The organism is Kribbella hippodromi, assembly GCF_039531045.1.
Classification (GTDB): Bacteria; Actinomycetota; Actinomycetes; order Propionibacteriales; family Kribbellaceae; genus Kribbella; species Kribbella hippodromi.
Genome location: NZ_BAAAPH010000006.1, coordinates 129,770 through 155,427, shown reverse-complemented (window position 1 = coordinate 155,427; position 25,658 = coordinate 129,770). Strand labels below are relative to the sequence as shown.

23 protein-coding genes are annotated in these 25,658 nt (G+C 68.2%); 8 read left to right on the top strand and 15 right to left on the bottom strand.

All coding sequences use genetic code 11. The annotated features are described in order from the left end of the window. Window positions 1-34: 34 nt before the first annotated feature. The 3 genes from pepN (at window position 35) to ABD260_RS11315 (ending at window position 5,110) form a co-directional block, all read left to right on the top strand. Entirely contained in the window at window positions 35-2,491 is a 2,457-nt protein-coding gene (pepN, locus tag ABD260_RS11325; RefSeq protein WP_344233380.1) for an aminopeptidase N, read from the top strand. Between the two features lie 210 nt (window positions 2,492-2,701). Continuing rightward, entirely contained in the window at window positions 2,702-4,417 is a 1,716-nt protein-coding gene (gene sepH / locus ABD260_RS11320) for a septation protein SepH (RefSeq protein ID WP_344233379.1), read from the top strand. Between the two features lie 288 nt (window positions 4,418-4,705). Continuing rightward, window positions 4,706-5,110, top strand: a complete 405-nt coding sequence (locus ABD260_RS11315) for a hypothetical protein (protein WP_344233378.1) — start codon at window positions 4,706-4,708, stop codon at window positions 5,108-5,110. Window positions 5,111-5,958: 848 nt separating this feature from the next. On the opposite strand, the gene ABD260_RS11310 is transcribed toward ABD260_RS11315, so the two are convergent. Next, window positions 5,959-6,432 (bottom strand): winged helix-turn-helix transcriptional regulator, encoded by a 474-nt coding sequence (locus ABD260_RS11310; RefSeq protein WP_344233377.1) that lies wholly within the window; start codon window positions 6,430-6,432, stop codon window positions 5,959-5,961. 56 nt (window positions 6,433-6,488) lie between these two features. On the opposite strand from ABD260_RS11310, the gene ABD260_RS11305 reads away from it, so the two are divergent. Together ABD260_RS11305 and ABD260_RS11300 are read left to right on the top strand one after the other, a co-directional pair. Further along, entirely contained in the window at window positions 6,489-7,289 is an 801-nt protein-coding gene (locus tag ABD260_RS11305; RefSeq protein ID WP_344233376.1) for an NAD(P)H-binding protein, read from the top strand. A 144-nt stretch (window positions 7,290-7,433) separates the two neighbouring features. Continuing rightward, window positions 7,434-8,525 (top strand): Gfo/Idh/MocA family protein, encoded by a 1,092-nt coding sequence (locus tag ABD260_RS11300; RefSeq protein WP_344233375.1) that lies wholly within the window; start codon window positions 7,434-7,436, stop codon window positions 8,523-8,525. Here the strand turns inward: ABD260_RS11300 and ABD260_RS11295 are convergent. Genes ABD260_RS11295 through ABD260_RS11265 form a run of 7 tightly spaced genes read right to left on the bottom strand, consistent with a single transcriptional unit; the run spans window position 8,500 to window position 15,704 of the window. Beyond that, on the bottom strand, window positions 8,500-9,057 hold the full coding sequence (locus ABD260_RS11295) for a GNAT family N-acetyltransferase (RefSeq protein ID WP_344233374.1): 558 nt from the start codon (window positions 9,055-9,057) through the stop codon (window positions 8,500-8,502). The genes ABD260_RS11300 and ABD260_RS11295 overlap by 26 nt on opposite strands. Then, on the bottom strand, window positions 9,054-10,322 hold the full coding sequence (locus ABD260_RS11290; protein WP_344233373.1) for an ROK family transcriptional regulator: 1,269 nt from the start codon (window positions 10,320-10,322) through the stop codon (window positions 9,054-9,056). Before ABD260_RS11290 ends, ABD260_RS11295 begins: the two co-directional genes overlap by 4 nt. Window positions 10,323-10,369: 47 nt before the next feature. Then, complete coding sequence (locus ABD260_RS11285) at window positions 10,370-11,623, bottom strand: enolase C-terminal domain-like protein (RefSeq protein WP_344233372.1); 1,254 nt, start codon at window positions 11,621-11,623, stop codon at window positions 10,370-10,372. A 1-nt stretch (window position 11,624) separates the two neighbouring features. After that, window positions 11,625-12,500, bottom strand: a complete 876-nt coding sequence (locus tag ABD260_RS11280) for an NAD-dependent epimerase/dehydratase family protein (RefSeq protein ID WP_344233371.1) — start codon at window positions 12,498-12,500, stop codon at window positions 11,625-11,627. Then, window positions 12,497-13,378: a carbohydrate ABC transporter permease gene (locus ABD260_RS11275; protein ID WP_344233370.1), complete on the bottom strand. Its 882-nt coding sequence runs from the start codon at window positions 13,376-13,378 to the stop codon at window positions 12,497-12,499. The genes ABD260_RS11280 and ABD260_RS11275 overlap by 4 nt, the downstream gene beginning before the upstream one ends. Then, the gene (locus tag ABD260_RS11270) at window positions 13,375-14,250 is read right to left on the bottom strand and encodes a carbohydrate ABC transporter permease (protein WP_344233369.1); all 876 of its coding nucleotides are present in this window, start codon (window positions 14,248-14,250) and stop codon (window positions 13,375-13,377) included. The genes ABD260_RS11275 and ABD260_RS11270 overlap by 4 nt, the downstream gene beginning before the upstream one ends. Window positions 14,251-14,306: 56 nt before the next feature. Continuing rightward, on the bottom strand, window positions 14,307-15,704 hold the full coding sequence (locus ABD260_RS11265) for an ABC transporter substrate-binding protein (protein ID WP_344233368.1): 1,398 nt from the start codon (window positions 15,702-15,704) through the stop codon (window positions 14,307-14,309). Window positions 15,705-16,022: 318 nt separating this feature from the next. Here ABD260_RS11265 and ABD260_RS11260 point away from each other — a divergent pair, with 318 nt between their 5' ends. Next, window positions 16,023-16,394: a VOC family protein gene (locus ABD260_RS11260; protein WP_344233367.1), complete on the top strand. Its 372-nt coding sequence runs from the start codon at window positions 16,023-16,025 to the stop codon at window positions 16,392-16,394. 40 nt (window positions 16,395-16,434) lie between these two features. Continuing rightward, complete coding sequence (locus ABD260_RS11255; protein ID WP_344233366.1) at window positions 16,435-16,911, top strand: GNAT family N-acetyltransferase; 477 nt, start codon at window positions 16,435-16,437, stop codon at window positions 16,909-16,911. Here ABD260_RS11255 and ABD260_RS11250 read toward each other — a convergent pair. The 3 genes from ABD260_RS11250 to ABD260_RS11240 all read right to left on the bottom strand — a co-directional run bounded on the left by ABD260_RS11250 (window position 16,908) and on the right by ABD260_RS11240 (window position 19,601). Beyond that, on the bottom strand, window positions 16,908-18,014 hold the full coding sequence (locus ABD260_RS11250; protein ID WP_344233365.1) for a glycoside hydrolase family 183 protein: 1,107 nt from the start codon (window positions 18,012-18,014) through the stop codon (window positions 16,908-16,910). The genes ABD260_RS11255 and ABD260_RS11250 overlap by 4 nt on opposite strands. A gap of 118 nt (window positions 18,015-18,132) precedes the next feature. Then, the gene (locus ABD260_RS11245; protein WP_344233364.1) at window positions 18,133-18,951 is read right to left on the bottom strand and encodes a sulfurtransferase; all 819 of its coding nucleotides are present in this window, start codon (window positions 18,949-18,951) and stop codon (window positions 18,133-18,135) included. Next, window positions 18,948-19,601 carry a thymidine kinase gene (locus tag ABD260_RS11240; RefSeq protein ID WP_344233363.1) on the bottom strand — a complete coding sequence of 218 codons (654 nt, stop codon included), beginning with the start codon at window positions 19,599-19,601 and terminating at the stop codon, window positions 18,948-18,950. Before ABD260_RS11240 ends, ABD260_RS11245 begins: the two co-directional genes overlap by 4 nt. A 100-nt stretch (window positions 19,602-19,701) precedes the next feature. Here ABD260_RS11240 and ABD260_RS11235 point away from each other — a divergent pair, with 100 nt between their 5' ends. After that, complete coding sequence (locus ABD260_RS11235; RefSeq protein ID WP_344233362.1) at window positions 19,702-21,345, top strand: S8 family peptidase; 1,644 nt, start codon at window positions 19,702-19,704, stop codon at window positions 21,343-21,345. A 116-nt stretch (window positions 21,346-21,461) separates the two neighbouring features. Here ABD260_RS11235 and ABD260_RS11230 read toward each other — a convergent pair whose 3' ends face one another. The 4 genes from ABD260_RS11230 to ABD260_RS11215 all read right to left on the bottom strand — a co-directional run bounded on the left by ABD260_RS11230 (window position 21,462) and on the right by ABD260_RS11215 (window position 25,638). Next, complete coding sequence (locus ABD260_RS11230) at window positions 21,462-22,586, bottom strand: alkaline phosphatase family protein (RefSeq protein ID WP_344233361.1); 1,125 nt, start codon at window positions 22,584-22,586, stop codon at window positions 21,462-21,464. Window positions 22,587-22,590: 4 nt separating this feature from the next. Continuing rightward, window positions 22,591-23,202 (bottom strand): DUF5998 family protein, encoded by a 612-nt coding sequence (locus ABD260_RS11225; protein WP_344233360.1) that lies wholly within the window; start codon window positions 23,200-23,202, stop codon window positions 22,591-22,593. A 67-nt stretch (window positions 23,203-23,269) separates the two neighbouring features. Beyond that, window positions 23,270-24,910 carry an FtsX-like permease family protein gene (locus ABD260_RS11220; protein WP_344233359.1) on the bottom strand — a complete coding sequence of 547 codons (1,641 nt, stop codon included), beginning with the start codon at window positions 24,908-24,910 and terminating at the stop codon, window positions 23,270-23,272. A 5-nt stretch (window positions 24,911-24,915) separates the two neighbouring features. Then, window positions 24,916-25,638 carry an ABC transporter ATP-binding protein gene (locus ABD260_RS11215; protein ID WP_344233357.1) on the bottom strand — a complete coding sequence of 241 codons (723 nt, stop codon included), beginning with the start codon at window positions 25,636-25,638 and terminating at the stop codon, window positions 24,916-24,918. Between the last annotated feature and the right edge of the window lie 20 nt (window positions 25,639-25,658).

The following is a 25,658-nucleotide window of genomic DNA, read 5'->3' as shown; positions in this document are numbered from 1 at the left end:
GTGCTCAGCCTAATCACCGCATAAGGTGGCGTTCATGCCGAGTCTTACCGTCGACGGCGCCCGCACCCGGGCCGCCGCGCTCTCCGTCCACTCGTACGACGTCGACCTCGACCTGACCCAGGGCGAGCGGACGTTCGGCTCCAGCACCACGATCAAGTTCGCGGCGACCGCGCCGTCGAGCTGGGTGGACGTGAAGCCGGACGAGCTGAGCTCGGTCACCCTGAACGGCGCGGCGGTCGACGTCGCGGGCCTGAACGACGGCCGGCTCGAGCTGACCGGGCTGCAGCCGGAGAACGAGCTCGTCGTGGTCGCCACCATGCTGTACTCGCACGACGGCGAGGGACTGCACCGGGCAGTCGATGCCGCGGACGGTCTCGCGTACACGTACGCGATGTCCTTCCTCGACGCCGCGCCGCGGATCTTCGCGTGCTTCGACCAGCCGGACCTGAAGGCGCCGTACCGGTTCAAGATCACCGCGCCCGAGGAGTGGCTGGTGCTCGGCAACGGCGCCGCCACCCAGGTGTCCCCCGGCCGCTGGGAGCTGGCCGAGACCAAGCCGCTGTCGACGTACTTCGTCACCATCGTCGCCGGTCCGTACCACCAGCTCACCGACACCCACGACGGGATCGCGCTGAGCGTGGTCTCGCGGCAGTCGCTGAAGGAGGCGCTGGACCGCGAGGCCGCGGACATCTTCGAGGTCACCAAGCAGTCGTTCGACGAGTACCACCGGATGTTCAGCCATCGGTACCCGTTCGGTGAGTACCACCAGGCGTTCGTCCCGGAGTTCAACGCCGGCGCGATGGAGAACCCGGGCTGCGTGACCTTCCGCGACGCCATGGTGTTCCGCTCGGCGGTGACCGACAACGAGCGCAGCCAGCGGGCGCGGACGATCGTGCACGAGATGGCGCACCAGTGGTTCGGCGACACCGTGACGATGCAGTGGTGGAACGACCTCTGGCTGAACGAGTCCTTCGCCGAGTACATGGCGCATCGCGTGGCGACGAGCGCGACCCAGTACACCGACAACTGGATCGACTTCGCGTACATGCGCAAATGGTGGGGTCTGCAGGCCGATCAGCGGTCGTCGACGCACCCGGTCGCGGCCGATGCGGTCAAGGACGCGCTCGCTTCGCTGGACGATTTCGACGGCATCTCGTACGCCAAGGGCGCGGCTGTGCTGAAGCAGCTGGCGGCGTACCTGGGCGATGACGTGTTCCTGGCCGGGGTGAACGCGCACATCGCGGCGAACGAGTTCGGCAACGCGACCTTCGCGGACCTGCTGGCGAAGTGGACCGAGGCCGGCGCGGTCGGGCTGGACGACTGGGCGCAGGCGTGGCTGCGTACGCCCGGGCTGGACACGATCAGCGCGACGCGGACCGCGACCGGGATCAAGCTGCAGCGGGAGGCGCCGGCCGCGTACCCGGCGGCGCGACCGCACAAGCTGACGGTCGCCGGGTACGACATGGACGGACGCGCCACGACGGTCGACGTACTGGTCGACGCGGACGAGGTGGACGTGGCGCTCGACCCGTCGGTCGCCGTGGTGATCCCGGACGCGGGTGATGACAGCTGGGCCAAGATCCGTCTCGACGCGGACAGCCTGGCGAACCTCGCGGCGGTGCTGCCGAAGATCGAGGACGGGGTGACGCGGGCCGTCGTCCTGAACAGTGTCCGGGACGCGGTCGCGGACGCCGAGCTCGATCCGAAGGTCGGGTTCGACGTGGTGCTCGGGATGCTGCCGAGTGAGCAGAGCGACATCGGTGTTTCCACGTTGCTGACCTGGGCGAGTACGCATCTGCTGGGCGTGTACCTGCCGTACGAGCCGTACCGGGGTCAGCTGGCTGACCTGATCGCCGCACGGCTGGAGACGGTGGAGCCGGAGAGCAGTGTGCAGTTGTCGGTGGCGCGTGGGTTTGTGCGGTTCAGCGATGACGTGGAGCGGCTCAAGGGGTGGCTCGCGGGTTCCGGCGTACCCACTGGGGTGACGATGGATGCTGACCTGCGGTGGCTGGTGACGTTGCAGCTCGCTCGGCTCGGTGCGGTTGGTGACGCTGAGATCGACGCTGAGCTGACTCGGGACTCGTCGTCGGAGGGCGTCGTGCACGCCACCCGGTGCCGGGCCGCGCTGCCGACCGCCGCGGCGAAAGAGCGGGCTTGGGCGCAGATCATGACGGACGCGGAGCTGCCGAACTACGAGTTGTACGCGGCCTGTGAAGGGTTCTGGCATCCGGCGCAGGAGTCGCTGACGGCGGCGTACGTGGACCGGTACTTCGCGGAGATCGCCGGTACCGAGAAGCTGCGCTCCGGTTGGGTGGTCGCGACCTGCGCGAAGCTCGCCTTTCCGCGGTATTCGATTGAGCAGCGGGTGGTTGATCTCGCCGGTGGGTTGCTCGCGGACGAGTCGGTCGCGGCCGGGATCCGGCGGTCGATCGGGGACGGTTCGGACGATGTGGCGCGGGCGCTGGCGGTGCGTTCGGCGTACGCGAGTTGAGTCCCTGCTGAGTACCCGCTGAGTCGTTGTCAGTGGTCACACGGTGTTGTGGCTAATGTGACTGGTGTGACCAGGAGGACCCTGGTGACCAGGCAAGATGTGATTTCGTGACGTAACCTCCACAATGACCGGACGGCACGGCGCGCCGGTCTTGGTCAGGCAGCACGTCCCGGGAGAGACTGTCGAGAACCGCACAGGAGAACAAGGTCAATGCGCGAGGCGAGGCTCGTCGGTCTGAGCCAGGACGGTCAACAGCTCGTCCTGGCGATGGCGGAGACGGGTGAAGAGTTCGCCGTACCGGTCGACGACCGGTTGCGTGCGGCCCTCCGCGGCGACCGTGCCCGACTCGGCCAGCTGGAGATTCAAATGGAGAGCGCGCTGCGCCCACGAGACATCCAGGCCCGGATCCGGGCCGGCGAAAGTCCCGAGGCGGTGGCCGCCGTCGCGCAGATGCCGATGGAGCGCGTGATGGCGTTCGCGGGCCCGGTCCTGGCCGAGCGGGACCACATCGCGAACCTCGCCCAGCGCGCCTCCGTCCGACGGCGCGGCGGCGGTGACGCACCCACCCGGAACCTCGGCGCTTGGGTCACCGACCGGCTGCGTACTCGTCAGGTCGACCCCGCATCCGCTGAATGGGACGCCTGGCGGCGCGAGGACGGCCGGTGGGCGGTGCGGGTTTCGTACTTCGTCGAGTCCGAGGTCGAGGCGGAACAGAAGGACGAGAAGATCGCCATGTTCGCGTACGACGCTCCTGGGCGGTACGCGGTGCCTGATGACGACGAAGCACGGTGGCTGGTGGGTGAGCAGCCGCAGGTCGTACCCGCTCCCGTCCAGCCGCACCCGGGCGAACGCCGCCTCGCCGCGGTCGCCGACATCGACCCCTCCCTCGCCCCCGACCACGGCGCCGACAGCTACGAAGCCGGCTTCGAAGACACCATCGGCCTCCGCCGCCGAAACCACCCGGTTTCCCGCGAGTCCCGCACCTTCGGCCGCGACGACGAGAGCGGCGCAGACCGCTCGGACTTCGGACGGGACGGGCGCGGATTTACCGCTGACACGGGGCGCGATGACGGCGGGCGCGACTTCGGTGTCGAAGGTGGGCGTGAGAGCGGCGACGGCCGGGATGCCGGTCGGGACTTCGGGCGCGAAACTGCACGTGACGCCGGTCGTGAAAGCGCGCGTGATGCCGGTCGCGGTCCGCGGCGCGTGCACTCCGTGCCGAACCCCGACGAAGAGCCAACCCTCATCGACGTACCCCTCGACCAGCCGCCCGCGCCCCGCCCGTCGGTCCGCGCGGTAGAACGCCCCACCGATCCCCCCGCCTACGCCTCCCCCGCGGAGAACTACGCCGGCGACCGCCCCCGCCCCGACCACCCAACCCGCAGCCCTGAGCCCACCGAGCCACCCCGCTCCACGGACCAACGCCCCGCGGAAACCCGCACCTCCGACCCCACCCCGAGCGAGACCCGCCCGGCGGAAGCACGTAGGTCGGAAGCACGCACGTCGGAACCCGCTCAGAGCGGTACCCGCCCGGCTGATCTCCGCCCCGCGGATCCCCGCACGGCAGAGCCCACCCAACCCGGGTCCCACCCAACCGACCGACGCACCACCCAACCGCCCACGCCGGAGTCCCCCCAGAGCCGCACCCACCAGCCGGACCGGCGCCCTGCGGATGCCCGCTCGTCCGAGCCGGCCAACACCAGTCCGCGCCCAGCCGATCCGCGGTCCCCCGAGTCCACGCGGCCGGCGTCGGATGCCCCGGCGGCCAGTGCTCAGCCGACGCTTCCGGATGGCGCCGACGCTGCCCAAACGGCTGAGTCGGCTGACGACACCCCAGCGGAGCCGAAGAAGAAGCCGGCCCGGCGGAACAAGCGCGCCAGCGTACCGAGCTGGGACGAAATCATGTTCGGCAAGAAAGCCGACTGACCCCCGCCCCCAGCTCAAACCGAACAGTCAGCTCGGCATCCGTCCCGTACGGTTGCCGAGCTTCAACTGCTCCCGACGGCGCGCTTGCTGACACATCACGGACAGTCGTCCCAGATTGCGGACGGTGTTTGGTGAACGGGTTCGGGTGCTGTCATGATCGTCCGCATGCGGATGCTGTGTTGTTGCTGTTGTCAGTGTTGTAGCTGACGCGCGCCGACGACTCCGGCGCTCGAGGCCCTGACCCTTTCCGTGGCCCGCCCGCCGACACAGCATTCACAGGAATCCCGCATGAATCTCCCGGCTCTCGCCGACCTGTTCGCTTCTCGTGGTCTCCGCCTGCTCCCCGGTTCGCACGCCGTCCCGGTCGAGCTGCTGGTTCAGTTGCCTGATGCAACGATCGCGCATTTCACCGCCCGCGGCACCACGCTCCGGCTGCGCACGTACGCCCCCGACGCCCTCACCACCATCACCATCCCCGCCGAATGCGGCTGCGGCGACCACCACCCCCAAACCGGCCCCACCCGCACCGTCCTCAGCCGGTACGCCACCCCACTCGCCGAACGCACCATCCACGGCGCCCACACCTACAACTGGCACCACCACGAAGCCGGCCTCCTCCCCCTCCCCGCCGCCACTCAGCACTTCCTCGCCCTCCTAGCCACCCTCCCCACCCGAGACCTAATCCCAGCCTGACCCACCGCCCCCCACACGAGTGGATATCCACCCGCTCGGCGGGTTCTCCACCCGCGTGCTGCGTTCTCCACCCGCGTGGTGGGTTCTCCACCGCCATACGAGTGGAGAACCCACCACATGCGCGGATAACCACCCTTGTGACGGCGCACGCCGGGCACGGCCCGCACCCCCCGGACCTCCGCGGCACCGCGTGTACGGGCCGCACCCCGATGGAGCTTCGACCCGTCAACCCCTCCAAGGTCTCTCAGGTCACCGATCAGTCAGAACGCCGCTTGGCCCCTGAGATGAAGGGTTGCCCCCTGGAATTCTCGGGGGTCAACCCACCGCTTCAGGGGTCGACCCCTGAAGCGCCTCAGGCCCGTGGTGGACGCACTGGTAGGTGTACGTGGCGAACGTGGTGACGGGTGCGCCTCGCCGGCGCGGAGGTCGGTGCTCGTGGCGGGCGTGGCACTGGACGTACCCGGCGGTGGGGTAGGTGGCGGTGGGGGTGCGTGGCGAACGTGATGACGGGTGCGCCTCGCCGGCGCGGAGGTCGGTGCTCGTGGCGGGCGTTGCGGTGGGCGTTGCGAAGGGTGTGCGTGGTGATTGCTGCTGCTGTGGAGGGTCCGGCGAGTCGCGGGGCTGTGGTGGGATGCGGCCGGGTTGCCTGTGCTTGAAGCCACCCCAGCGGCGGACCGGTACCGAGGAACGGGTGGTGGTGCGGTCAGGAGCTGACGCACGTGGGTGCTGGAGGCTCAGGGCGTGGCGGAGGTGGCCATGACTACCCGTTCTTCGGTACGGCGATGGTACGGGTGGTTGGGTTGCTCGGGCGGCGCGAGGCTGCTGTGGTGGATGGGGTTGGTTGGGTGTTATGGGCGGCGGTGGGGTGGTTGGGTGGTGTCGTAGTGGTGGCGGGCGGCTTCTACCTTGGCCAGGTTGGGGGACCAGGTGGCCAGGGAGTGGAAGAGGGGGGCGAGGGTGCGGCCGAGTGGGCTGATCTCGTATTCGACGCGGGGTGGGACTTCGGCGTAGTAGGTGCGGGTGATCAGGCCGTCGCGTTCCAGTTGGCGGAGGCGCTGGGTGAGGACCTTGGGGGTGATCGAGCCGATCCGGGACTGGAGTTCCACGAAGCGCTGGCGGCCGTATTCGTTCAGGGTCCAGAGGATCGGGGTGGTCCAGCGGCTGAAGACCAGGTCGACCACCGGCGCGATCGGGCAGGCCTGTACTGGATCGACAGCGGCGGGGCCGGCCGCATCAGCAGCTCCGACGGCAGCATGGGCGGGGTCGGCAGCTCCGACGGCGGCGTCGGCGGAGTCAGCGGCGGCAACAGTGGGCTCGGTCACAAACGCAATACTATCCTCTAGGTACCTACTATGCCTGGGCAACTAGCGTCGTACCTATGATTGTTATTACCGGAGCAACAGGCAACGTAGGTCGTCCGCTTGTCAGCACGCTTCAGGCCGCTGGGGAGGAAGTTCGCGCAGTGTCGCGGCACGCCGCCGACGGGTACCGGGTGGATCTGACCCAACCGCACACTTTGGCGCCTGCGCTTGAGGGTGCCAAGGCTGTGTTTCTGCTGACCGCCGCGGACTTCCTTGCTCGTGGCAACCTTCAGGACGTGGTCGAGGTGGTACGCACGGCGGGTGTACGGCGGGTGGTGCTGTTGTCGTCGCAAGGGGTTGGTACCAAGCGGCATCCGTCGATTCATGAGGATGCGGTCACCGGATCGGGGCTGGAGTGGACGATTCTCCGGCCGGGAAACTTCGCCAGCAACGCGTACGCGTGGGCCGAATCGATCCGCAGCCATCACGTGATCCAAGCACCTTTCGTGGATGTCGCACTGCCCGCGGTCGATCCGGCGGACATCGCGGACGTGGCGGCTGCTGCCCTGATCGAGGACGGGCACGCCAATGCGACGTACACGCTGACCGGTCCGGCCGCAGTCTCACCCCGGCAGCAGGCCGCGGCTATCCAGGAGGTGCTCGGTACGCCGATTCAGGTCACCGAGCTGACCCGCGAGCAAGCGCGTCAGGGCATGCTGGCCTTCATGCCGGCGCCGGTCGTCGAGTCGACGCTCGACATACTCGGCTCCCCCACGCCAGGCGAGCAGGAGGTCAGTCCCGATGTCCAACACATCCTGGGTCGCGCACCGCGGAGCTTCGCCGACTGGGTCACCCGCAACGCCGACGCCTTCCGCTGAGCTGCCGCGCTCTGCGCGCGGATGAGGAGGCGGAGCGGGCGGAGTGTGAGTAACACGCTTGGTTGAAGTAAGCGCGCGGCCGCGGTCGCGGCGGGCGAGGTTCTCGGATAGCGTTTGCCGAGAAGCCTCGGACCTAGGAGCGGGATGACCGACCCACAGCACTACGTCGCGATTGTCGGGTGCGGGATTATCGGACGCACCCACGCCCAGACGATCGCGGCCCGACCCGACGCTGTCGTCACCGCCCTGGTCGACAGCGACCCGGCCGCCCGCGCCGCGCTCAAAGCCGAACTCGCCGCCCTAGGCCAAGAACCGAACACGTACGACAACCTAACCACCGCCCTGGCCGAGGCAGATGTGTCGCTCGTCGCCATCTGCACCCCAAGCGGTACGCATGCCGCCCTAGCCGAGGAAGCTCTCGAGCAGAAGAAGCACGTCATCATCGAGAAACCGCTCGATGTCGACCTAGTACGCGCCCGTCGGCTCGGCGCGGCGGTCACCCGCGCGGCGAACCACGGCGTACTCGCATCCGTGATCAGCCAGCATCGCTTCGACGCCGGCAGTGCGACCGTGAAGCAGGCGATCGACGCAGGCCGGTTCGGCCAGCTCACGTCGGCGGTCGCGACAGTCGCGTGGTGGCGCAGTGACGAGTACTACGCGTCCGCCGGCTGGCGCGGTACCTGGGCGCAGGACGGCGGCGGCGCGCTGATGAACCAGGGCGTACACACCGTCGACCTGATGCTCTGGTTCATGGGCCGCCCGGTCACGATCCAGGCGCAGGCGATCCGCGCCGCCCACCACGCGATCGAAGTCGAAGACACCGTCGTCGCGACGTTGACCTTCGAAAACGGCGCAGTCGGTACGCTCCACGCAACCACCGCCGCGTTCCCGGGCAGCCGTACGCGGGTCTCGGTGCACGGCACCAAGGGCGGCGCCGAAGTCGAGAACGACCGCCTCCGCCGCCTGCACCTCGACGGCGTCAAACAAGAAGCAGTCATCGAACCAGGCGAACCAGGCCGTCACACCGCCCAGTACGACGACATCCTGCAGGCGATCACCAACAGCACCCCACCCGCGATCACCGTCCACGACGCGATCGACGCGCTGGCCACGGTCCGCGCGGTGTACGTGGCGTCCACCCTGCAACGCCCGGTCGAGTTCATCGACGTACTCGAAGGCAGGTACGACGACGTGGACGTCTCGCGAGGTATCAGGCGCCAGGCGCCCGCGAGTTGAGGATGCGCTGATACAGGTTGCAGTCCTGCCAAGACCCGTCGATGTGCAGGTACGTAGGCGCCATCCCGATCTGGTGGAAACCAGTGCGCTCCAGCACCCGCTGCGACGCCACGTTCCCGGTGAGCGTACTGGCCTCGATCCGATGCAGTTTCAATTCCTGATCGGAGATTGAGGCCACCGCCTCGACCGCCAACGTCGCCAACCCACGCCCAAGCACCTCCGGCGCCAGCCAATAACCCAAGCTCGCACTACGAAACGGACCGGGCACCAGATCGCTCAACGTGATCGCACCAACGATCCGAGAGCCTTCCGCCAGCACCCACGGCACCGCGTGCCCGGTCTTGTACCGATCCAGCTGATAAACCAGCCGCTCCAACTGCCCGGCGGTGGTGAACCAATGCTCGGTCCGGGCCGGCTCCCACGGCCGCAGATGTTCACGGCTGCGGACCTGTGCGTCGGCGATGGCGGCGGCATCGTCCAGGGCGGAAATCCGGAGCTCAACCGAGGCGGTCAGTTGGCGAGGTGCGATCACTTCGGCAGCCTACGTGCCTGACTCGAGCCGGAAACCCGCGGGGTGAACGCGTCGTGGAAGATCGTCGATGCCGCCCCGATCGCGGCGGCATCGGTCTGCAGGATCGACTCCTCGACCTCGACCGGCCGGGTCTCGCGGGCGAGCGGATGCGCGTTCACCGCGCGCCCGATCTCGGCCAGGAAGATCGCCGAGATCTCCGGCATGAACGCCGGCCCACCGAGCACCACCAGGTCGATGTCGAGCAGGTCGACCAGACCGACCGCGCCCTGACCGATCACCCGCGCGATCTGCGTGACCGCCCGCACCGCCGCCTCGTCACCGTCGGCGACCGCCTTGCACACCGCCTTGTACCGCTTCGCCTCGTCGGTCGCGTTCGCGTCCTTCTCCACGTACCCGAACTCGGCCGCGATCACCGGCAACGACGCGGTCGGATTGCATTCGCGTACGAGCCGCGGACCGTTCTCCGCGTCCCACTCCCCCACCCGCAGCGCGGCAACTTGGCCGAACTCACCCGCGTTCGCCGTACCGCCCCGGTAGATCGAGCCGTTCAGGATCAGCCCGGTGCCGACGCCCGTACCCAGATAGAGGTACGCGAAGTCCCGCGCCCGTGCCGACCGGCCGATCCATCGTTCACCCGTCGCGGCCGCCGTACCGTCCTTCTCCACCAGCACCGGATGATTCAGCCGCTCCTGCAGCAGCTTCCGGATCGGCAACCCGCGCCAGGCCGGCTGCAGCGGCAGCGCGAGCAGCGACCCGTCGGCGTCGATCGGACCTGGTACGGCGACGCCGACGCCCAGCATCGAGGCCGGATCGACCCGGCTGCTGTTCAACGCCGCGGTTACCGTCGCCGCGGTCAGGTCGACGAGCTTCCCGGCCTCCAGGTCCTTCGGCAGGTCGACCGTCTCGCGCCGCACGATCGCGCCGTCCAGATCGACCACCGCAACGGTCAGCAGCTCGGGGTCGATGTGGATCCCGACCGCATGCGCCGCCTTCGACCGCAGCCGGACCGGCGTCCGCGGCTTGCCGAGGCGCTCGGCACGCTCCTGCGCTTCCTCCACCAGCAGGCCTTGCTGGAGCAGGATGCGCAGAATCCGCGACACCGACTGCTGGGTGAGACCGGTCCGCTGGGAGATCTCGGTCCGGCTGATGATGCCCGCCAGCCGGATCGTCTCGATGATCACTGCCTCGTTGAACGACCCCAGGTCGTACTGGTTCGCGCCCGCCCGCTGAAGCGCATCAACGACCGGTCCGCCTGACTCGCTCATCTCCATCTCCCCCTCTCAGCCGCGATCGTACTGCCGCCGGGTACCGATCACGGTGCTTCGAGCGCTCCGTCGGGCCGTCGCACCCCGGCGGCCCACTCGTCGTGCCCGGACAGCTCCGCCGGGTACCGCGCTGCCGCCTCCAGGTCGAGGTCGATTCCCCAGCCCGGCGTCTCGTTCGGCCGCAGCCAGCCGTCCTCGATCCGCAACGTGCCCGGGAAGACCTCGTACGTCGCGTCGTTGTAGAGGTGCCCCTCTTGGATGCCGAAGGCAACCGACGTGACGTCCAGCGCAACGTTCGCCGCGGCACCGATCGGTGACGTGTCACCCGGTCCGTGCCAGGCGGTGCGTACGCCGCAAAGCTCCGCGAGATCGGCCAGCTTCCGCGCCGCGGTGAGCCCACCGATATCCGAAACGTGCGACCGGATGAAGTCCACGCCGTGATCCCGGATCAACCGCACCGCGTCGGTCATCGACGTGGTCAACTCACCGACAGCCAACGGCACCGGCGACGCGGCCCGTACCTCGGGCAGCCGATCCCAGTACTCCGGCGCCAGCACGTCCTCCAGGAAGAACAGCCGGTACGGCTCGAGCGACCGCGCCAGCAGCACAGCCTCCTTCGGCGTCAGCCGGGAGTGCACGTCGTGGAGCAACTCGATGTTGTCCGGCAGCACCTGCCGCGCCTCGGCGAACAGCTCCGGCGTGGTGCGCAGATAGTCGCGCGCCGACCAGCCGTTGCGGTACGGCGCGTCCGGGTAGAGCGTCGGCACCTGCGGCGCCCCGTACCCGCCGCCGCCCGGCGTCGAGACCTGCAGCCGGATGTGCCGCAGGCCCTGGTCGATCAGGGTCTTGGCGTGGTCGAGCGTGTCCTCGATCGTCTTGCCGCTGGCGTGGAGGTACGTGTCGGCGGCGGCGCGGACCTTGCCGCCGAGCAGTTCGTACACGGGCATGCCGGCGCGCTTGCCGGCGATGTCCCACAGCGCCTGGTCGATCCCGGAGATCGCGTTGTTCGTCACCGGGCCGCCGCGCCAGTACCCGGAGAAGCCGATCAGGCGGGTCAGGTCGCCGATGTCACCCGGATAGCGGCCGACGAGCAGCCGGGACACGTGCTCGTCGATGAACGTCCGGACCGCCTTCCAGCGCTGAGTGAATGTCGCGCACCCGAGCCCGTACAGGCCGGGTTCGGTGGTTTCGATCTTCACGATCACCAGCGGGATGCCTTGCGGGGCGGTCACGATCGCCTGCACCGAGCGAATTCGGAGATCGTCCCGGGCCGGCCACGGCTGGTCGAAGTTCGAGGGCATGTCAGGGCTCCAGTGAAAGGGTTGGCAGGTCGAGTTCGTGCCGGGCCTCGAAGCCGAGCACGGTCCGTACGGCGGTCAGGTCGATCGGTACCTCACGCCCGACGAACCGCCGCAGTCGCAGCACGTCCGGTGCGTACGCGTCCAGCAGATCCTCGGTCGGGTACGGGGCGTTGGTGGTGCTCGCGGCAACAAAGAACGGGTGTGCACCGGTCAGCGGCGCAGTCAGCCCGAGCTCGACCGCGTACGCCGCGTCCCGGGTGTCCAAGTAGCTCCAGGCCTCCCGCAGTCCGGTGTGCGGCTTCAACCGGACGGCGTCGGACATCCGTTGCAGCTCTTCGGCCGAGTTGACATGCGGGAACCGGAAGGCGACCACGTCGATCCCCCACCGGCGCCACGCCATCCGCGCGGTGTTCTCGTCGTTCTGCTTGGACAGCGAGTACCAGTCGCCGATGTCGCTCGGCGCCTTCTCGTCCCACGGGAAGTACGCCGGCCGGATCTCGTGCGGGTTGAACGGTACGCCGGTCGCGTTGATACTGCTCGCGATCACCGCCCGGTCGATGCCCAGGGCACCGGCCTGCGCGAGCACGTTGAAGGTCGAGACCACATTGGTCGAGTACACCTCGTACGGCGTGCCGGCGGAGGGATGCGGCAGCGCGGCCAGATGCACTACACAGTCGGCGCCCTCCAGCGCCAGGGCCACGTCGGCCTCGGAGCGCGTGTCGCCGATCAGCACCCGGTCCGCCTTCAGCTCCGGGTCGTCGACGTTGGACAGGGCGGTCACCTTGGCACCGAGCGCGCTCAAATGCTCGACCGTGACCAGCCCGATGCGGCCGGCGGCGCCTGTTACCAGCACCCGCCGGCCGTTCAATGCACTCACTCCTTGATCCCTCCGGACATTCCGACCCCACGCAGGAACTGCTTCTGGAACAGCAAGAACAGCACCACAGGTATCAGTACCGCGAGGAACAACCCGCTCATCTGCAGCGAGATCTCTGTGGTCTTGGCCACCCGGGGCAGGGCGACCGAGATCGGCTGCAGGCTCGGGTCGGGCAGCACCAGCAGCGGCCAGAGGTAATCCTTCCACGAACCGATCACGGTCAGCAGCGCGACGACCCCGACGATCGGCTTCGACAGCGGCAGGATCAGCGCGGTGAACATCCGGACGTTGCTCGCGCCGTCGATCCGGGCCGCCTCGATCAGCTCCCGCGGGATCGAGTCGAAGTACCGCTTCATGATCAGTACGTTGAACGCGCCGGCCGCCTGCGGCAGCCAGACCGCCCAGAACGTGTTCTGCAGGCTGATCCCGAGCAACGGCATCTTCAGGATCGTCATGTACAGCGGGACCAGCGAGATCACCCCGGGCAGGAACAAGGTGGCCAGCACCGCGCCGGTGACGACCGGACCCCATTTCGGCCGCAAGATGCTCAGCACGAAAGCGCCCGTCGTACACACGAACAACGTGGCCAGCATCGAGCCGATCGCGATGAAGGCGGTGTTGCCCAGGTACGCGCCGATCTGCACGCGGTTCCAGGCATCGGGGATGTTCTTCAGCTGGATGCCGGACGGCCACAACTGCATCGGGCCGCTGAGGATGTCCTGGCTGGTGGAGACACCGGACTTGAGCAGCCAGAGCAGCGGACCGACACCGGCGACCAGGACGCCGATGAAGATCAGTACCTGGATCGCGGGCAGCCCGATCCGGACGATGCCGCGCTGCCGGTCGGCCGTGGAGATGATTCCGCGCTCATGACTCATGACGTACTCCAGCGGCGGGTGACGAAGTGGTAGACAATCGACAGCGCGCACAGCACCCCGGCGAGCAGTACGCTCAGCGCGGTCGCGGCGCCGAAGTCGCCGTTGATGAACGCGTACCGGTAGATCAGCAGCAGGATCGTCGTGGTGGCGTCGTTCGGGCCGCCGCCGGTGAACAGGAACGGTTCGGTGAAGACCTGGAACGTCCCGATCAGCTGCAGCAGCATCATGATCAGGATGATGCCGCGGATCTGCGGCAACGTGACGTGCCAGATCCGGCTCCAGATCCCGGACCCGTCCAGCTCGGCCGCTTCGTACAGCTCGGTGCGGACACCGGTGAGCGCGGCCAGGTAGATGATCGACGTGGCACCGGCACCGGCCCAGGTCGCTTCCAGCACGATCGCCGGCATCGCCAGGCTCTGCGAGTTCAGCCAGGCGAACGGACCGATCCCGAACCAGCCGAGGATCGCGTTGAACACGCCCGCGCCGCTCGGATCGTAGAAGAACTTCCACAACAGGATCGCGGCGACCGGCGGTACGACGGCCGGTAGATAGGACAGCACGTTGTAGAGCCACCCAGTACGCCGCAGCTCACTGACGAACACGGCCAGGAACAGCGGCACCGGGAAGCCGAAGAGCAGGGCCAGGAAGGCGAAGTACAACGTGTTGAGTGCCGCCTGCGGGAGTTGCGGGTCGGTCAGCACGTAGCTGAAGTTCGCCCAGCCGACCCACTCGGCCGGCGCGACCAGATTGTTCTTCTGGAAGCTGAGCACCAGGCCGCGGACGATCGGACCCCAGGAGAAGTACAGGAAGATCAGCAGCAGCGGCAGCACGAAGAAGACGCTGCTGAGTCCGCCGGAGCGGTACCAGGTCACGATCGACCTGGTACCGCCGCGGCTCTGCCTCGACGTACGGAGCTGGAACATGGCGCCTACCGGGCCAGACGGGCGTCGACCTTCGAGGCGGCATCGCTGACCAGCTTGTCGACGTCCGCGTCCTTCTTCGTCAGCACCTGCTGGACCAGCGGGTCGAGCAGCGAGTAGACCTCCTGGCCCTTGTTCGACGGTTCCGGCAGCAGCTTCAGCGAGGTGGTCGAGTCGATGTACCCCTGGAACTGCTTGACCGGCACGTTCACGTACGGCTCACGCCACTTGTTGTACTGGTCGTACGTCTGCTGACTCAGCGGCGTGATGCCCGGCCGGCCGACGAAGCCCTTGTCCGCGATCGTGGTCTTCGCGTCCGCGACCGCCGACGCCTCGGTCGTGTACTTGTCGAACTGCTCGAACTTGATCCACTTCAGCGCCGCGACGATCTCGTTCTTGGTCGCCTTCGGGCTGATCATCTTCAGCGCGCCACCGGTCAGCGTGCCGTGCGGTCCGCCGTCCTGCGGCAGCGCGCCCTCGCCGAAGTCAGCCGGCTTCATGCCGAAGTTCTTCACGCTCATGTCGTACGCGTCCGGTGCCTGCATCAGCATGCCGATCTTGCCGGCCGCGAAGTCCTGCCGGATCTCTTCCTGGTTGTACAGGAACTTGCTGCCCATCGAGTTGTCGGTCCAGCGCATGTCCTTCAGCAGCTGCAGCGCCTTCTTGGTCGGCGCGTCGTTGAACGTGGACTTCTTCCCGTCCGCGCTCTCGATCGTGCCGCCCATGCTGTACGTCATCGTGGTCAGCATCCAGCCACCGGTGTTGTTGGTGGTCAGCTGCGCGTACCCGGCCTTGCCGGTCTTGTCCGCGATCTGCTTCGCGTACTGCCGGACCTCGTCCCAGGTCGTCGGCGGCTTGTCCGGGTCCAGACCGGCCTGCTTGAACAGCGCCCGGTTGTACGCCAGGCCGACCGAGAACACGTCGATCGGTACGCCGTAGATCCGGCCCTTGTCGTCCTGGACGATCTTCAGCACGTTCGGGTTCAGGTCCTTGGTCAGGTCGACCAGCTTGAGCTCGTCGGTGATGTCCGGAAGCTGTTTGTTCGGGATCATGTTCGCCGGTTCGGTGAAGCTGATGCTCATCACCGTCGGCAGCGTGCCACCGGCCACCTGGGCCTGGAACGTCTGCGCCTGCCAGTTGGTCTCGGTCGACTTCACCGTGATGTTCGGGTACTTCGCGGTGAAGTCCTTGATCTTCTGGTCCAGCGCCTTGATGTCGTTCGGCTTGTCCGGCGTCGGCCGGTCGCCGACCGTGATCGTCACCGCCTCGTTCTGGTCGACGTCCCCGCCGCCGCTGCCGCCGCCGGCCGCGTCCGGGGTGGTCCCCTTCGCGCAACCCGCCACCAGCACCAGCCCAGCCACACCGAGAGCAGCCCCGTACCGGGTCCACCTGCTCACACTCGTCATCGGAACTCCTCAGGTTTCCGGATGCCGCCGATGTGCTCTGAGCCACACACCGGCCAGGTCCCGAGTAAGTTAAACCAAGCGTGTTACTAACTCAAGACCCAGCCACCCGCTTCTGCGGTAACGCTTTCGCATCGCCCTCACCCCCACTGTGAGAAGCCACCACGCACTTCCGGTCCCAGAAAACGCGTGGTGGCTTCTCAAAGCCGGGTCGCCGCGGTGTGGAGACGATTGCGCAGGGAAAGTTCGGCTGGGATTTCGTAGATGTTGTCGGAGGGCCTCCGACGTACCCGGTGAGAACCCTCTAGCGAAGGAGAGAACGTGCCGAATCCAGTCGTGCACTTCGAGATCATCGGGACTGCACCGAAGCGGCTCCACGAGTACTACGGGAAGCTCTTCGGGTGGACGTACGAGCTCGGCGACTCGTCGTCCGCGGCGGTGTCCGAGCCCGGCCAGTACGGATTCGTGCCGGACACCGTTGCTGGGATTAACGGCGGTGTCGCCGGTGGATCCTCGATGCGCCCGAACGTGCTGTTCTACGTCGGCGTCGACGATGTCGAGACCGCGCTTGCGCAGGCGGAGGCGCTTGGTGGGCGGCGGGTGTTGGGGCCGGAGGGCGTCGCGGGGATGCTCGTTGTCGGGCAGTTCACGGACCCCGAAGGCAACCTGATCGGCGTTGCCGGTTCGCGGTAATCCGGTGGAGGTGGCGGGCGCCGGGCGGGAGGATGGCGGTATGCATCTGCGCCCGGCGGCCGCGGCCGATCTTCCGTTCCTGACCGAGATGTTGCTTGAGGCATGTAACTGGGACGGGACGCCCTGGTACGACGACGCCAAGGTGCGGTCGGACGATCACGCCTGGCGGTACCTCGCGGACTGGCCGCGGGACGGCGACTTCGGGGTGATCGCCGAGCTGGACGGCTCGCCCGCCGGCGCAACCTGGGGCCGGCTGCTCACGAAGGACCGTCCGGGGTACGGGTACATCGCGGACGACGTACCCGAACTCACCCTCGGCGTCTCCCCCACGTTCCGCCGCCGTGGCGTAGCACGGGCAGTGCTGACCGAGCTGATCGCTCAGGCGCGCACGGCCTCGTACACCCGGCTCTCTCTCAGCGTCGACCCGGACAACCCGGCGCGTGGGTTGTACGAGTCACTCGGCTTCCGCAAGGTCGGATTCGTGGGTACGTCCGACACGATGCTGCTCGAGCTCTAGCCGAACCCGCGGACGCGGAACTGCATGACCCGGTACGGCCAGCCGTTGTTCGTGTTCCACTGGCTGACCGAAAGGTGCAGGTCGGACAGCGTAGAGCCCGGGATGACGTACCCGCCGTACAACTGGGCCACGTGGTTGTCGTCCTCGGAGCCCCACGCGCCGCCGTAGATCAGCGTCTGCCGGTACGCGGTGTACAGGTTCGACGTCGGCGTATCCATGATGATGCCGTCGATCCGGTAGTCGCCGGCGTTGAACCAGGTCAGGATCCACTTCCCGCCGAGCGGCCGCAGGCTCATCTCGCCGAAGCTGCCGGTCAGGATCGGCGTGGCCGGGTTGCCCCAGGCCCACCTTCCGTCCCGGTACCCCCAGGGCTCGTACGCGCCCGGGTTGGCGATCTGCTCCTGGCGTACGCGTTTGAGGATGATCGGCTTGTTCCGCTGGAAACCGGTCGAGTAGACGTACACGTACCCGTCGTTGCCGAGGCCCCAGGTGAGCAACTGGAACAGCCCGCCGTCGATGTTCGGGTCGAACTTCGCGCCCGTGTGGTACCAGCTCGCGCCCGAGTTGTCGGAGCGCCAGATCTCGGTCCAGACCACGTTGCCGAGGCCCTTGTTCACCATCGCGTGCAGGTACATCGACCCGCCGATGGTGATCACGTCGGACGGCAGCACGGTGGAGAACGTGGGGTTGTCGTGCGGGTAGTCCCACAGCTGCTGCGCGGCGTCGCCACCGACCGCACCGGACCACTTCACGCCGCCGGCCAGGTTGGTCGTGGTGGACCACAGTGCGACCGGCGACCGCCACCAGCCGCCGCCGACGGCCGGCTGCTCGAAGGTGTCGCCGAACATGAAGAGCAACCGCCCGTCCGGCGTACGCGCCGGGATCCCGAGGTCGGTCGCCGCCATCCGGAACCGGTCGGTCAGCCCGGGTCCGGTCAGGTCGGCCACTTTGTTCGTCACGATGGCTTGGGCGCGGCGGCACTTCCTGGCCTGAGCGGCGGCTTGGCCAGAGGTGGGCTGCGGGGCGGCGAAGGCGCTTCCGGGTGTCGCGGCGAGAACGCCGGCTCCGACCGCGGCACGCAGGAACGTGGATCGCTTCATCATCTGCTGACTCCCGGCATCACGAGGGGGCGGACTGATGGGAAATCGATTTCTGCCACACCATCCCGCAGCCACCCAGCAAAGTCAAGGGTGGTCTAGTCGCCCCGCACCAGGGAGGTGATCAGCCGCGGCCGCTGGCTACCGGGCGGGTCGGGTCGGTGATCCATTCGGACCAGCTGCCGATGTACACCGTCGCGGGCAGACCCGCGGTTTCCAGCGCGAGTGCTTCGTGAGCCGCGGTCACTCCCGAGCCGCAGTACACGCCGACCTCGCTGCTGGGCTCGATGCCGAGCGTCTCGAACCGCGCCCGCAGATCCGCAGCCGGCAGAAACCGCCCGGACTCGTCCACGTTCGCGGCCGTCGGCGCGTTCACCGCACCCGGGATGTGCCCCGCCACCGGATCCATCGGCTCGACCTCCCCCGCGTACCGCTCCGGTGCCCGCGCATCCAGCAAGATCCCGCTCGAAGCAATCACCGCCGCCCCCGCGGCATCCAGCAACGGCAAGTGCCCCGCGGTGGCGACAAACGCATCAGTCGTACCCGCCGGCGGGACCTCGGTAGTCGTCTGGCCCTCGGCCGCCTTCCAAGCAGCCAGCCCACCGTCGAGTACGCGGACGTCCGTCAACCCGAAGTACCGAAACACCCACCAAGCCCGCGCAGCAGCCATCGAATTGGCGGCGTCGTAAACGACAACCGGTGTATCGGCCGACGTGATCCCGAGCCGCTGGAACAACGCCGTCACGGTAGTTGCATCAGGCAACGGGTGCCGCCCCGGACCAGGCGCCGACGCCAGCTCGGTGTCGAGATCCACAAAGTGCGCCCCCGGCAAGTGCCCAGCCTCGTACGCCTCCCGCCCCGGCGGACCGGCCAGGTTCCAGGTGACATCGGCGAGCACCGGGCTCAGCCCCCGCAACGACTCGACACTGATCAACGGGCTCATGAAGCGGCTCCTCCGAACGGTAGGACCTCGGGTGACAGGGTGGCCCGGGCGCGGGCCTGGGTGAGGCGGCGACGGTAGTGCCGACGGCAGAGGACCTCGTACGCGGGCTCGTGGTCCCGTGTCTCCATGTCACCCACCATCAGCTGCTCGCCCTCGGTCACCATCTCCCCACCGATCGTACGGGCGTTGTGCGTGGCCCTTTCACCGCACCAGCACAATGCCTCGACCTGGAGCAGCTCCATCCGGTCCGCGAGCTCCACCAAACGCGCCGACCCGGGAAACAATGTGGCCCGGAAGTCGGTCAGAATCCCGAAGCAGAACACGTCGATCTGCAGCTCGTCGACCAGCCGCGCCAACTGCTCGATCTGCAGCGGACTGTAGAACTGCGCCTCGTCACACACCACGTAGTCGATCCGCCCACCATGGGTCAGCTCGCCCACCACGTAGTCCCAGAAGTCGAACTCCTCACGTACCTCAACCGCCTCCGCCGACAGCCCGAGCCGCGACGACAACACCGACTCCCCCGCCCGGTCATGACTGGTGAAGATCCGCCCTCGCCGCCCCCGCGCCTTGTGGTTGTGATCCATCTGCAGAGCCAACGTCGACTTGCCACAATCCATCGTCCCGGTGAAGTAAAGGAGCTCAGCCACGGGCGCACATCCTGCCAAGTCGGTGGGCCGGATGGTGCGGCGGGGTGTGTAGGGAGGGGGTGGGGTTGGGTTCTGAGCCTTGGGGCGGTTTGAATGGGGCGTGCGCAAAGCTCTGCTGCTGGTCCTCGCGGCCTGTCTGACCCTCGTTGTTTCCGTTCTGCCGGCTGGTGCCGGGCCGGTTCGGGCTGACGCGGGGTTGCGTGCGTACTTCGTGATCACCGATGCGAACCAGACCGGCAAGGTGACCGGTGCGATCACCCAGAACAGCGGCACTGTGTACGCGACGTACGACGCGATCGGTGTGATCGTGGTGCACTCGGCGAACGCGGACTTCGCGGCCTCGATGCGTGGCGTGGACGGGGTCCGGAAGGCGGGTGCGACGCGTACGTCGGACCTGCCCGCGGATGCGGCTGCCCCGGCGATCCCGGCCGCGGTTCCGGAGACGGCGACGACTGCGCCGGAGACCGATCGCGCCGACATGACCCAGATCGGCGCGGATCAGGCGTGGCAGAAGAACCTGGGCTCGAAGAACATCACCGTCGGCGTACTCGACACCGGTGTCGACGATCAGCACCCGGATCTGAAGGCGAACTTCGATGCGGCCAGGTCGGCCTCCTGCGCGTACGGGAAGGCCGACACCCGGGCCGGTGCGTGGCGGCCGGTGGGTGAGCACGGTACGCATGTGGCCGGGACGATCGCGGCGGCGAAGAACGGGATCGGCATGATCGGTGTCGCGCCGGGCGTAAAGGTGTCGTCGATCCGGGTCGCGGAGCCGGACAGCCAGCTGTTCTTTCCGGAGAACACGGTGTGCGCGTTCATGTTCGCGGCCGACAAGGGCGTTTCGGTGACGAACAACAGCTACTACGTCGACCCGTGGCTGTTCCTGTGCCCGAACAATCCGGACCAGGACGCGATCGCCGAGGCGGTACGTCGCGCGGTCGCGTACTCGGACAGCAAGGGTGTCGTGAACGTCGCGGCGGCCGGCAATGAGGACTACAACCTGGCCGACAAGTCCAGCGACGGCTCCAGCCCGAACGACTCGACTGCCGTGCCGCGGACGATCACCAACGACTGCCTCAGCCTGCCCACCGAGCTGCCGAACGTGGTGGTCGTCGCGTCCGTGGACCCGACCGGCCTGAAGTCCCAGTTCTCGAACTACGGCCAGAACAAGATCAGCCTGGCCGCGCCGGGCGAGGCGGTCTACTCGACAGTCCCGGGCGGCGGCTACAAGATCCTCGAGGGTACGTCGATGGCGTCGCCGCACGTTGCCGGTGTGGCCGCTCTGCTACGGAGCATCAACCCGAAGCTGACCCCGGCGCAGGTACGCGCCCGGCTCGCTCAGGAAGCCGACGACATCGCCTGTCCGCCGGCCGCTTCCGGCCAGTGCGTCGGCTCGGCCGGGAACAACTCGTACTACGGCGAAGGCATGGTCGACGCCGCCGAGGCCGTCGGTGCAGCGGGTGCGCAACCAAAGGGCTCGATCGCAATCACCGAGCCGACCGAGCAGTTGGGCTTCGGCGGCATCCCGGCGATCCCGCTGCTACTGAAGGGCACTGGCGGTACGGGCAGCATCAGCTACTCCGCCACGGGTCTTCCGCCCGGACTCACCATCGACCCGGAACGCGGCTGGATCACCGGCGTACTCACGCCAGGCGCCGGCCGCTACAAGGTGACCGTGATCGCCCGCGACGGTGACGCGAAGACGGCGCGAACCACCTTCTTCTGGGACGTCTGGAGCTTCTAGGCAGCGGCATTTGGACTGTACGTATACGGCTGCTGGGTGCGGTTGCAGGCGGGGCGGGTGGCCAGCTGGCGGCGCAGTGGGCGTATACGTACTGTCGAGCTGCAGAGATGGAGCTTCTAGCGGCCGGCGTCGATCAGCAGCGGGATCAGCATCTCGTCCGGCGTCAGCGAACCGTGCAGGCCGATCAGGCCGGCCTCCTGGGCGTGGCGGCGGCTGGCGACGAGTGCGACCGGCCCGAGCGCGGCGATGATCACGTCACCGAGCCGCGGCGCGACCCGCTCCTCGACCGCGCCGAACCAGCCTTGCGCGATGGCATCCGGCCGCGACAGCACCAGCGCCTTCTCGCCGAGACGCTCCTGGTACGTGGCGAGCACGTCGGCTTCGGCGCCGGGAACGCAGTACAGGTGCCGGAAGCGCGATTCGCCGCCGACGATGCGGACGCCGTCGGTCAGCGACGGCTCCGAGTCGATGTCGACCCGATGCTCCGGCTGGATGTCGATCATCCCGTGGTCCGCGACAACGAGCAGCACGGCGTCACGCGGCAGCGCGGCCCGTACGCGCTGGGCGAACTCGTCGGCAGCCGCGAGCTCCTTGCGCCACTGCGACGAGTCGCTGCCCTGCTGGTGGCCGATGTAGTCGAGCTGCGAGTCGTACACGTACACGACCGACGACTGGCCTTCGCGGCTGGCGAACCGGGTGGCGTCCAGCCGGTCCTCGACCGTGTCGGCGCCCCGATGACGCGTCCCGCGAAACGCTGCCGCGGTCAGCCCGGACGTCTCGAAGCGCGCCTTGCTCACGTTGCGGGTGGCAACCCCGACCGCGGCCATCCGGTCGAAGACGGTGTCGTGCGGTTGCCAGCGGCGCGGGTCCACCGGTACGTCCCAGGCCAGCGCGTTCAGCAGGGTGTCATGCTCCGGGACGAGCGTGGTGTAACCGACGATGCCGTGCGCGCCCGGCGGCAGGCCGGTGCCGAGGCTGGTGAGACTCGTCGCGGTTGTCGACGGCACCCCGGCGGTCAGGCTGCGGCTCGCGGGCATCAGCGACGTCAGGTACGGCGCGGACTCGGCGTACCGCTGCAGCAGATTCCAGCCGAGGCCGTCGAACAACAGCACGGCGTACCGCGCGGCCGGTGGCAGGTCGAGGCGGTTGGTGTCGCCCGGCACCGACAGGGCCCCGGCGATCGAGGGCAGGACGTCGGCGAGCGATCCGCCACCGTACTGCGGGGCGACCGGCACGATCACGGCACTACCTGCTGGTGGCGAACGAGAGCGCCTTGGCGAACTCGAGCACCTGCTGGATGCCGGCCGGGCCGTCCGCGGCGGAACTGATCCGCAGCGAGATGTCGTCGGCGGCGACCGAGCCGGTGTAGCCGTGGTCGGCCTCGCAGTTCGGGTCGGCGCAGACGGCCGGCTCCAGGTCGATCCGGTTCACCATGCCCCACCCGATGGTCAGCACCACCTCACCGCCGCCGGCGATCGCCGGGTCCGCCTTGCCGGCGCCGTAGCCGGCCGGGTTCGGTACCACCCGGTTGACGACCACCGCGTTCACCCGCTGCAGCGGGATCGCCTCGGTGGACGTCGACGCGTACGGCGTCCGGATCACTTCGTCGGCGGCGTGCTCGTCGGTGTGCCCGACGATCAGCCGGCTCGGGGTCAGCGCCAGGATGGTGATGTGCCGCCGGACCTCGTCCCGGTCGAAGGTGGGCTCGTGCTGCAGCATGTAGGCCCGGATCGGTTCACCGGCGATCGCCACCTCGAGCGAGTCCGTCACCACGTCGGGGTAGTAGCCGCACCGGTCGATCGCGTCGCGCAGGTCTTCCGACGCGTCCACGAGCTCCGGTGTATTCAGGTCACGCATGCCCTCATCCTCGCACGACCACGGCCCCGGCCGTCCCACCCTGCGGCTCTCCTGTGGACAATCGCGATCAGTTCGCGCTTGCCTTCCGCAGCACCGGCGCACCGGCGGCACCCGCGACCGCGACCAGTACGAGGCCCACGACGACCTGTCCGAGCAGGAGAATGACTCCGGAACTCCCCTGCGTGATCACCTTGCCGCCACTCAGTGCCAGCCCGCACAGCGCACCGAACCCGACGACAGGCAGGCCGACGCCGATGACTGGCACTACAGCCGCCAACCGGGATGCGCGCTCGATCACTCGCAGTGGTACGCCGGAACGCCGCAAGGCACGGGCAGGTGCCGCCTGATCGAGTGCCGTACCGACTGCACCCGCTGCAGTGGATGCAGCAACAGTCAGGAACACCAGCGACATCAGTAGTGCTACGCCGATCCGCATGTCGGTGAAGCTCGGGTCGTCGTCACCGGGTGGCATGAAGACCGAGATGAAGCCGGTGACGAACCCGGACAGCACCAGCGCGGCTACCGGGCGGAAAGCGCCCTTCGGGTCGTCGACCAGCCGGCGGCCGGCCAGCAGGGTCACCGGTCCGTTCGCCAGGTTCGCCATCGTCCTACCGACCAGCTGCACCGCCCACGGTCCGATGATGCGTACGGCAAGCGCCGCGAACCCCACTCCGATCAGCAAGGGCAGTAGCGCCGCCTGCATCCCGTAGTACGCCAGCACCAGCGGGCCGATCAGTAGCAGTCCCAGGCGGAGCACGCTGACGCCCTTGCGCGTTTGGCCGCGTACGACACCCAGTGGGGTGATGCTGACGCGTCCGAGTCCGATCAGTGCGCTGACGACCGACAACACCGGTACGGCAACCAGTACGACGAGAACGGTCCACCAGGTCACGGTGATGTCGCCGACGTACCAGCGTCCGCCGCCGAGCGGGATCTGTGCGATCAGCGGGCTCAGAGCCGTGTAGCCGACCAGTCCGATCACTGCACCGACTGCACCAAGTACTGCTTGTTCGACCGCACTTAGCCACAGCACCTGCATCCGCGTGGCACCTGCCAAGCGCAGTGCGGCCAGCCGGTGTTCACGCCGCTTGGCCGCTACTCCAGCTGCCTGTCCGACCAGGCTGAGGATCGGGAACAGTACGAGCGTGATGCCGAAGGCCACGGCGATCAGCAGCGCGACCATGCGGCTGTCCCACATCTTGTCGTTCCAGGTGCTGACGTGCTGCGGATTGCCGTCGGTGGAGACCTTCTCGACGCCGCGGATGATGATGAACTCTTCCGGCGACGACAGGCCCTTGCTGGTGATCACACCGGTCGGTTGCGCGAGACCGTACTGCTTGCTGAGGCTGGACCAGTGCTTGGCGACCTCCGGCGATACGAAGACCTCACCCGGCTTCGGCGTGTGGCTCAGGCCTGGTGGCGGCGCTTCCTCGTTCGGGCGGAGCGTGGCCAGCTCCAGTACGGACAAACGGTGGCCGTCGACGTGCTGCCGGTCGTCCAGGTTCAGCATGCCGATCGCCGTTGCCGGGTCGGCCTTGTCCGAACTGCGCCAGCCGATCCGGTCCGAGCGGTGCGCCAGGCCGAGCGAGCCGGCGATCAGGAAGGTGACCAGCAGCGCGACGACCGCGGTTGCACCCAGTGCGGCCAGGTTGGCCGCGCGCCCACCTGGCCCCGGCCGCCGGACGAACCGCAGGCCGAGGTCAGTCATCGGGTTCACTGCTGGACTCCCGTCCAGGCTGGTCCGGCTGCGGCGGGGGTGCTGACTCGACCGTCGACGATGTGGAGGGTGCGGTGGCAGCGTGCGGCTACTGCGTTGTCATGGGTGACGACCACTACTGCTGCGCCGCGGTGGGTTGCCGCGCCGACGAGCAGGTCGATGACCTGGGAGCCAGTGGCGGCGTCCAATGCGCCCGTGGGCTCGTCGGCGAACACCACCTGTGGTTCGCCGACCAGTGCACGCGCGATCGCGACCCGCTGCGCCTGGCCACCGGACAGCTCCCCCGGCCGCCGCCCGGCCTCAGCGGCCAGACCTACCTGCGCCAACGTCGTGCGCGCCCGACCGACTGCCTCCCGGCGGCTCATCCCGTCCACCATCAGCGGCAGCGCGACGTTTTCGTCCGCGGGCAGCTCCGCGAGCAGTTGGTTGTCCTGGAAGACGAAGCCGAGGCGGCGACGGCGCAGTACGGTCCGGCCGGCGTCGTTCAGCTGGTCGACCCGCTCGCCACCGAGCCACACCTCGCCCTGGTCTGGTGTGAGGATGCCGGCCAGCACATGCAGCAGCGTGGTCTTGCCGTTACCGCTCGGGCCCATCACAGCAAGCGCCTCGCCGGACCGGACAGCAACGTCCACACCGGCCAGACCGACGACGGGACCGTAGTGCTTCACCAGGCCGTGCCCACTGAGCACAACCTGCGACTGGGGACTCTGGAAGTTCATGGTCCAGAGCCTTTCGCGTC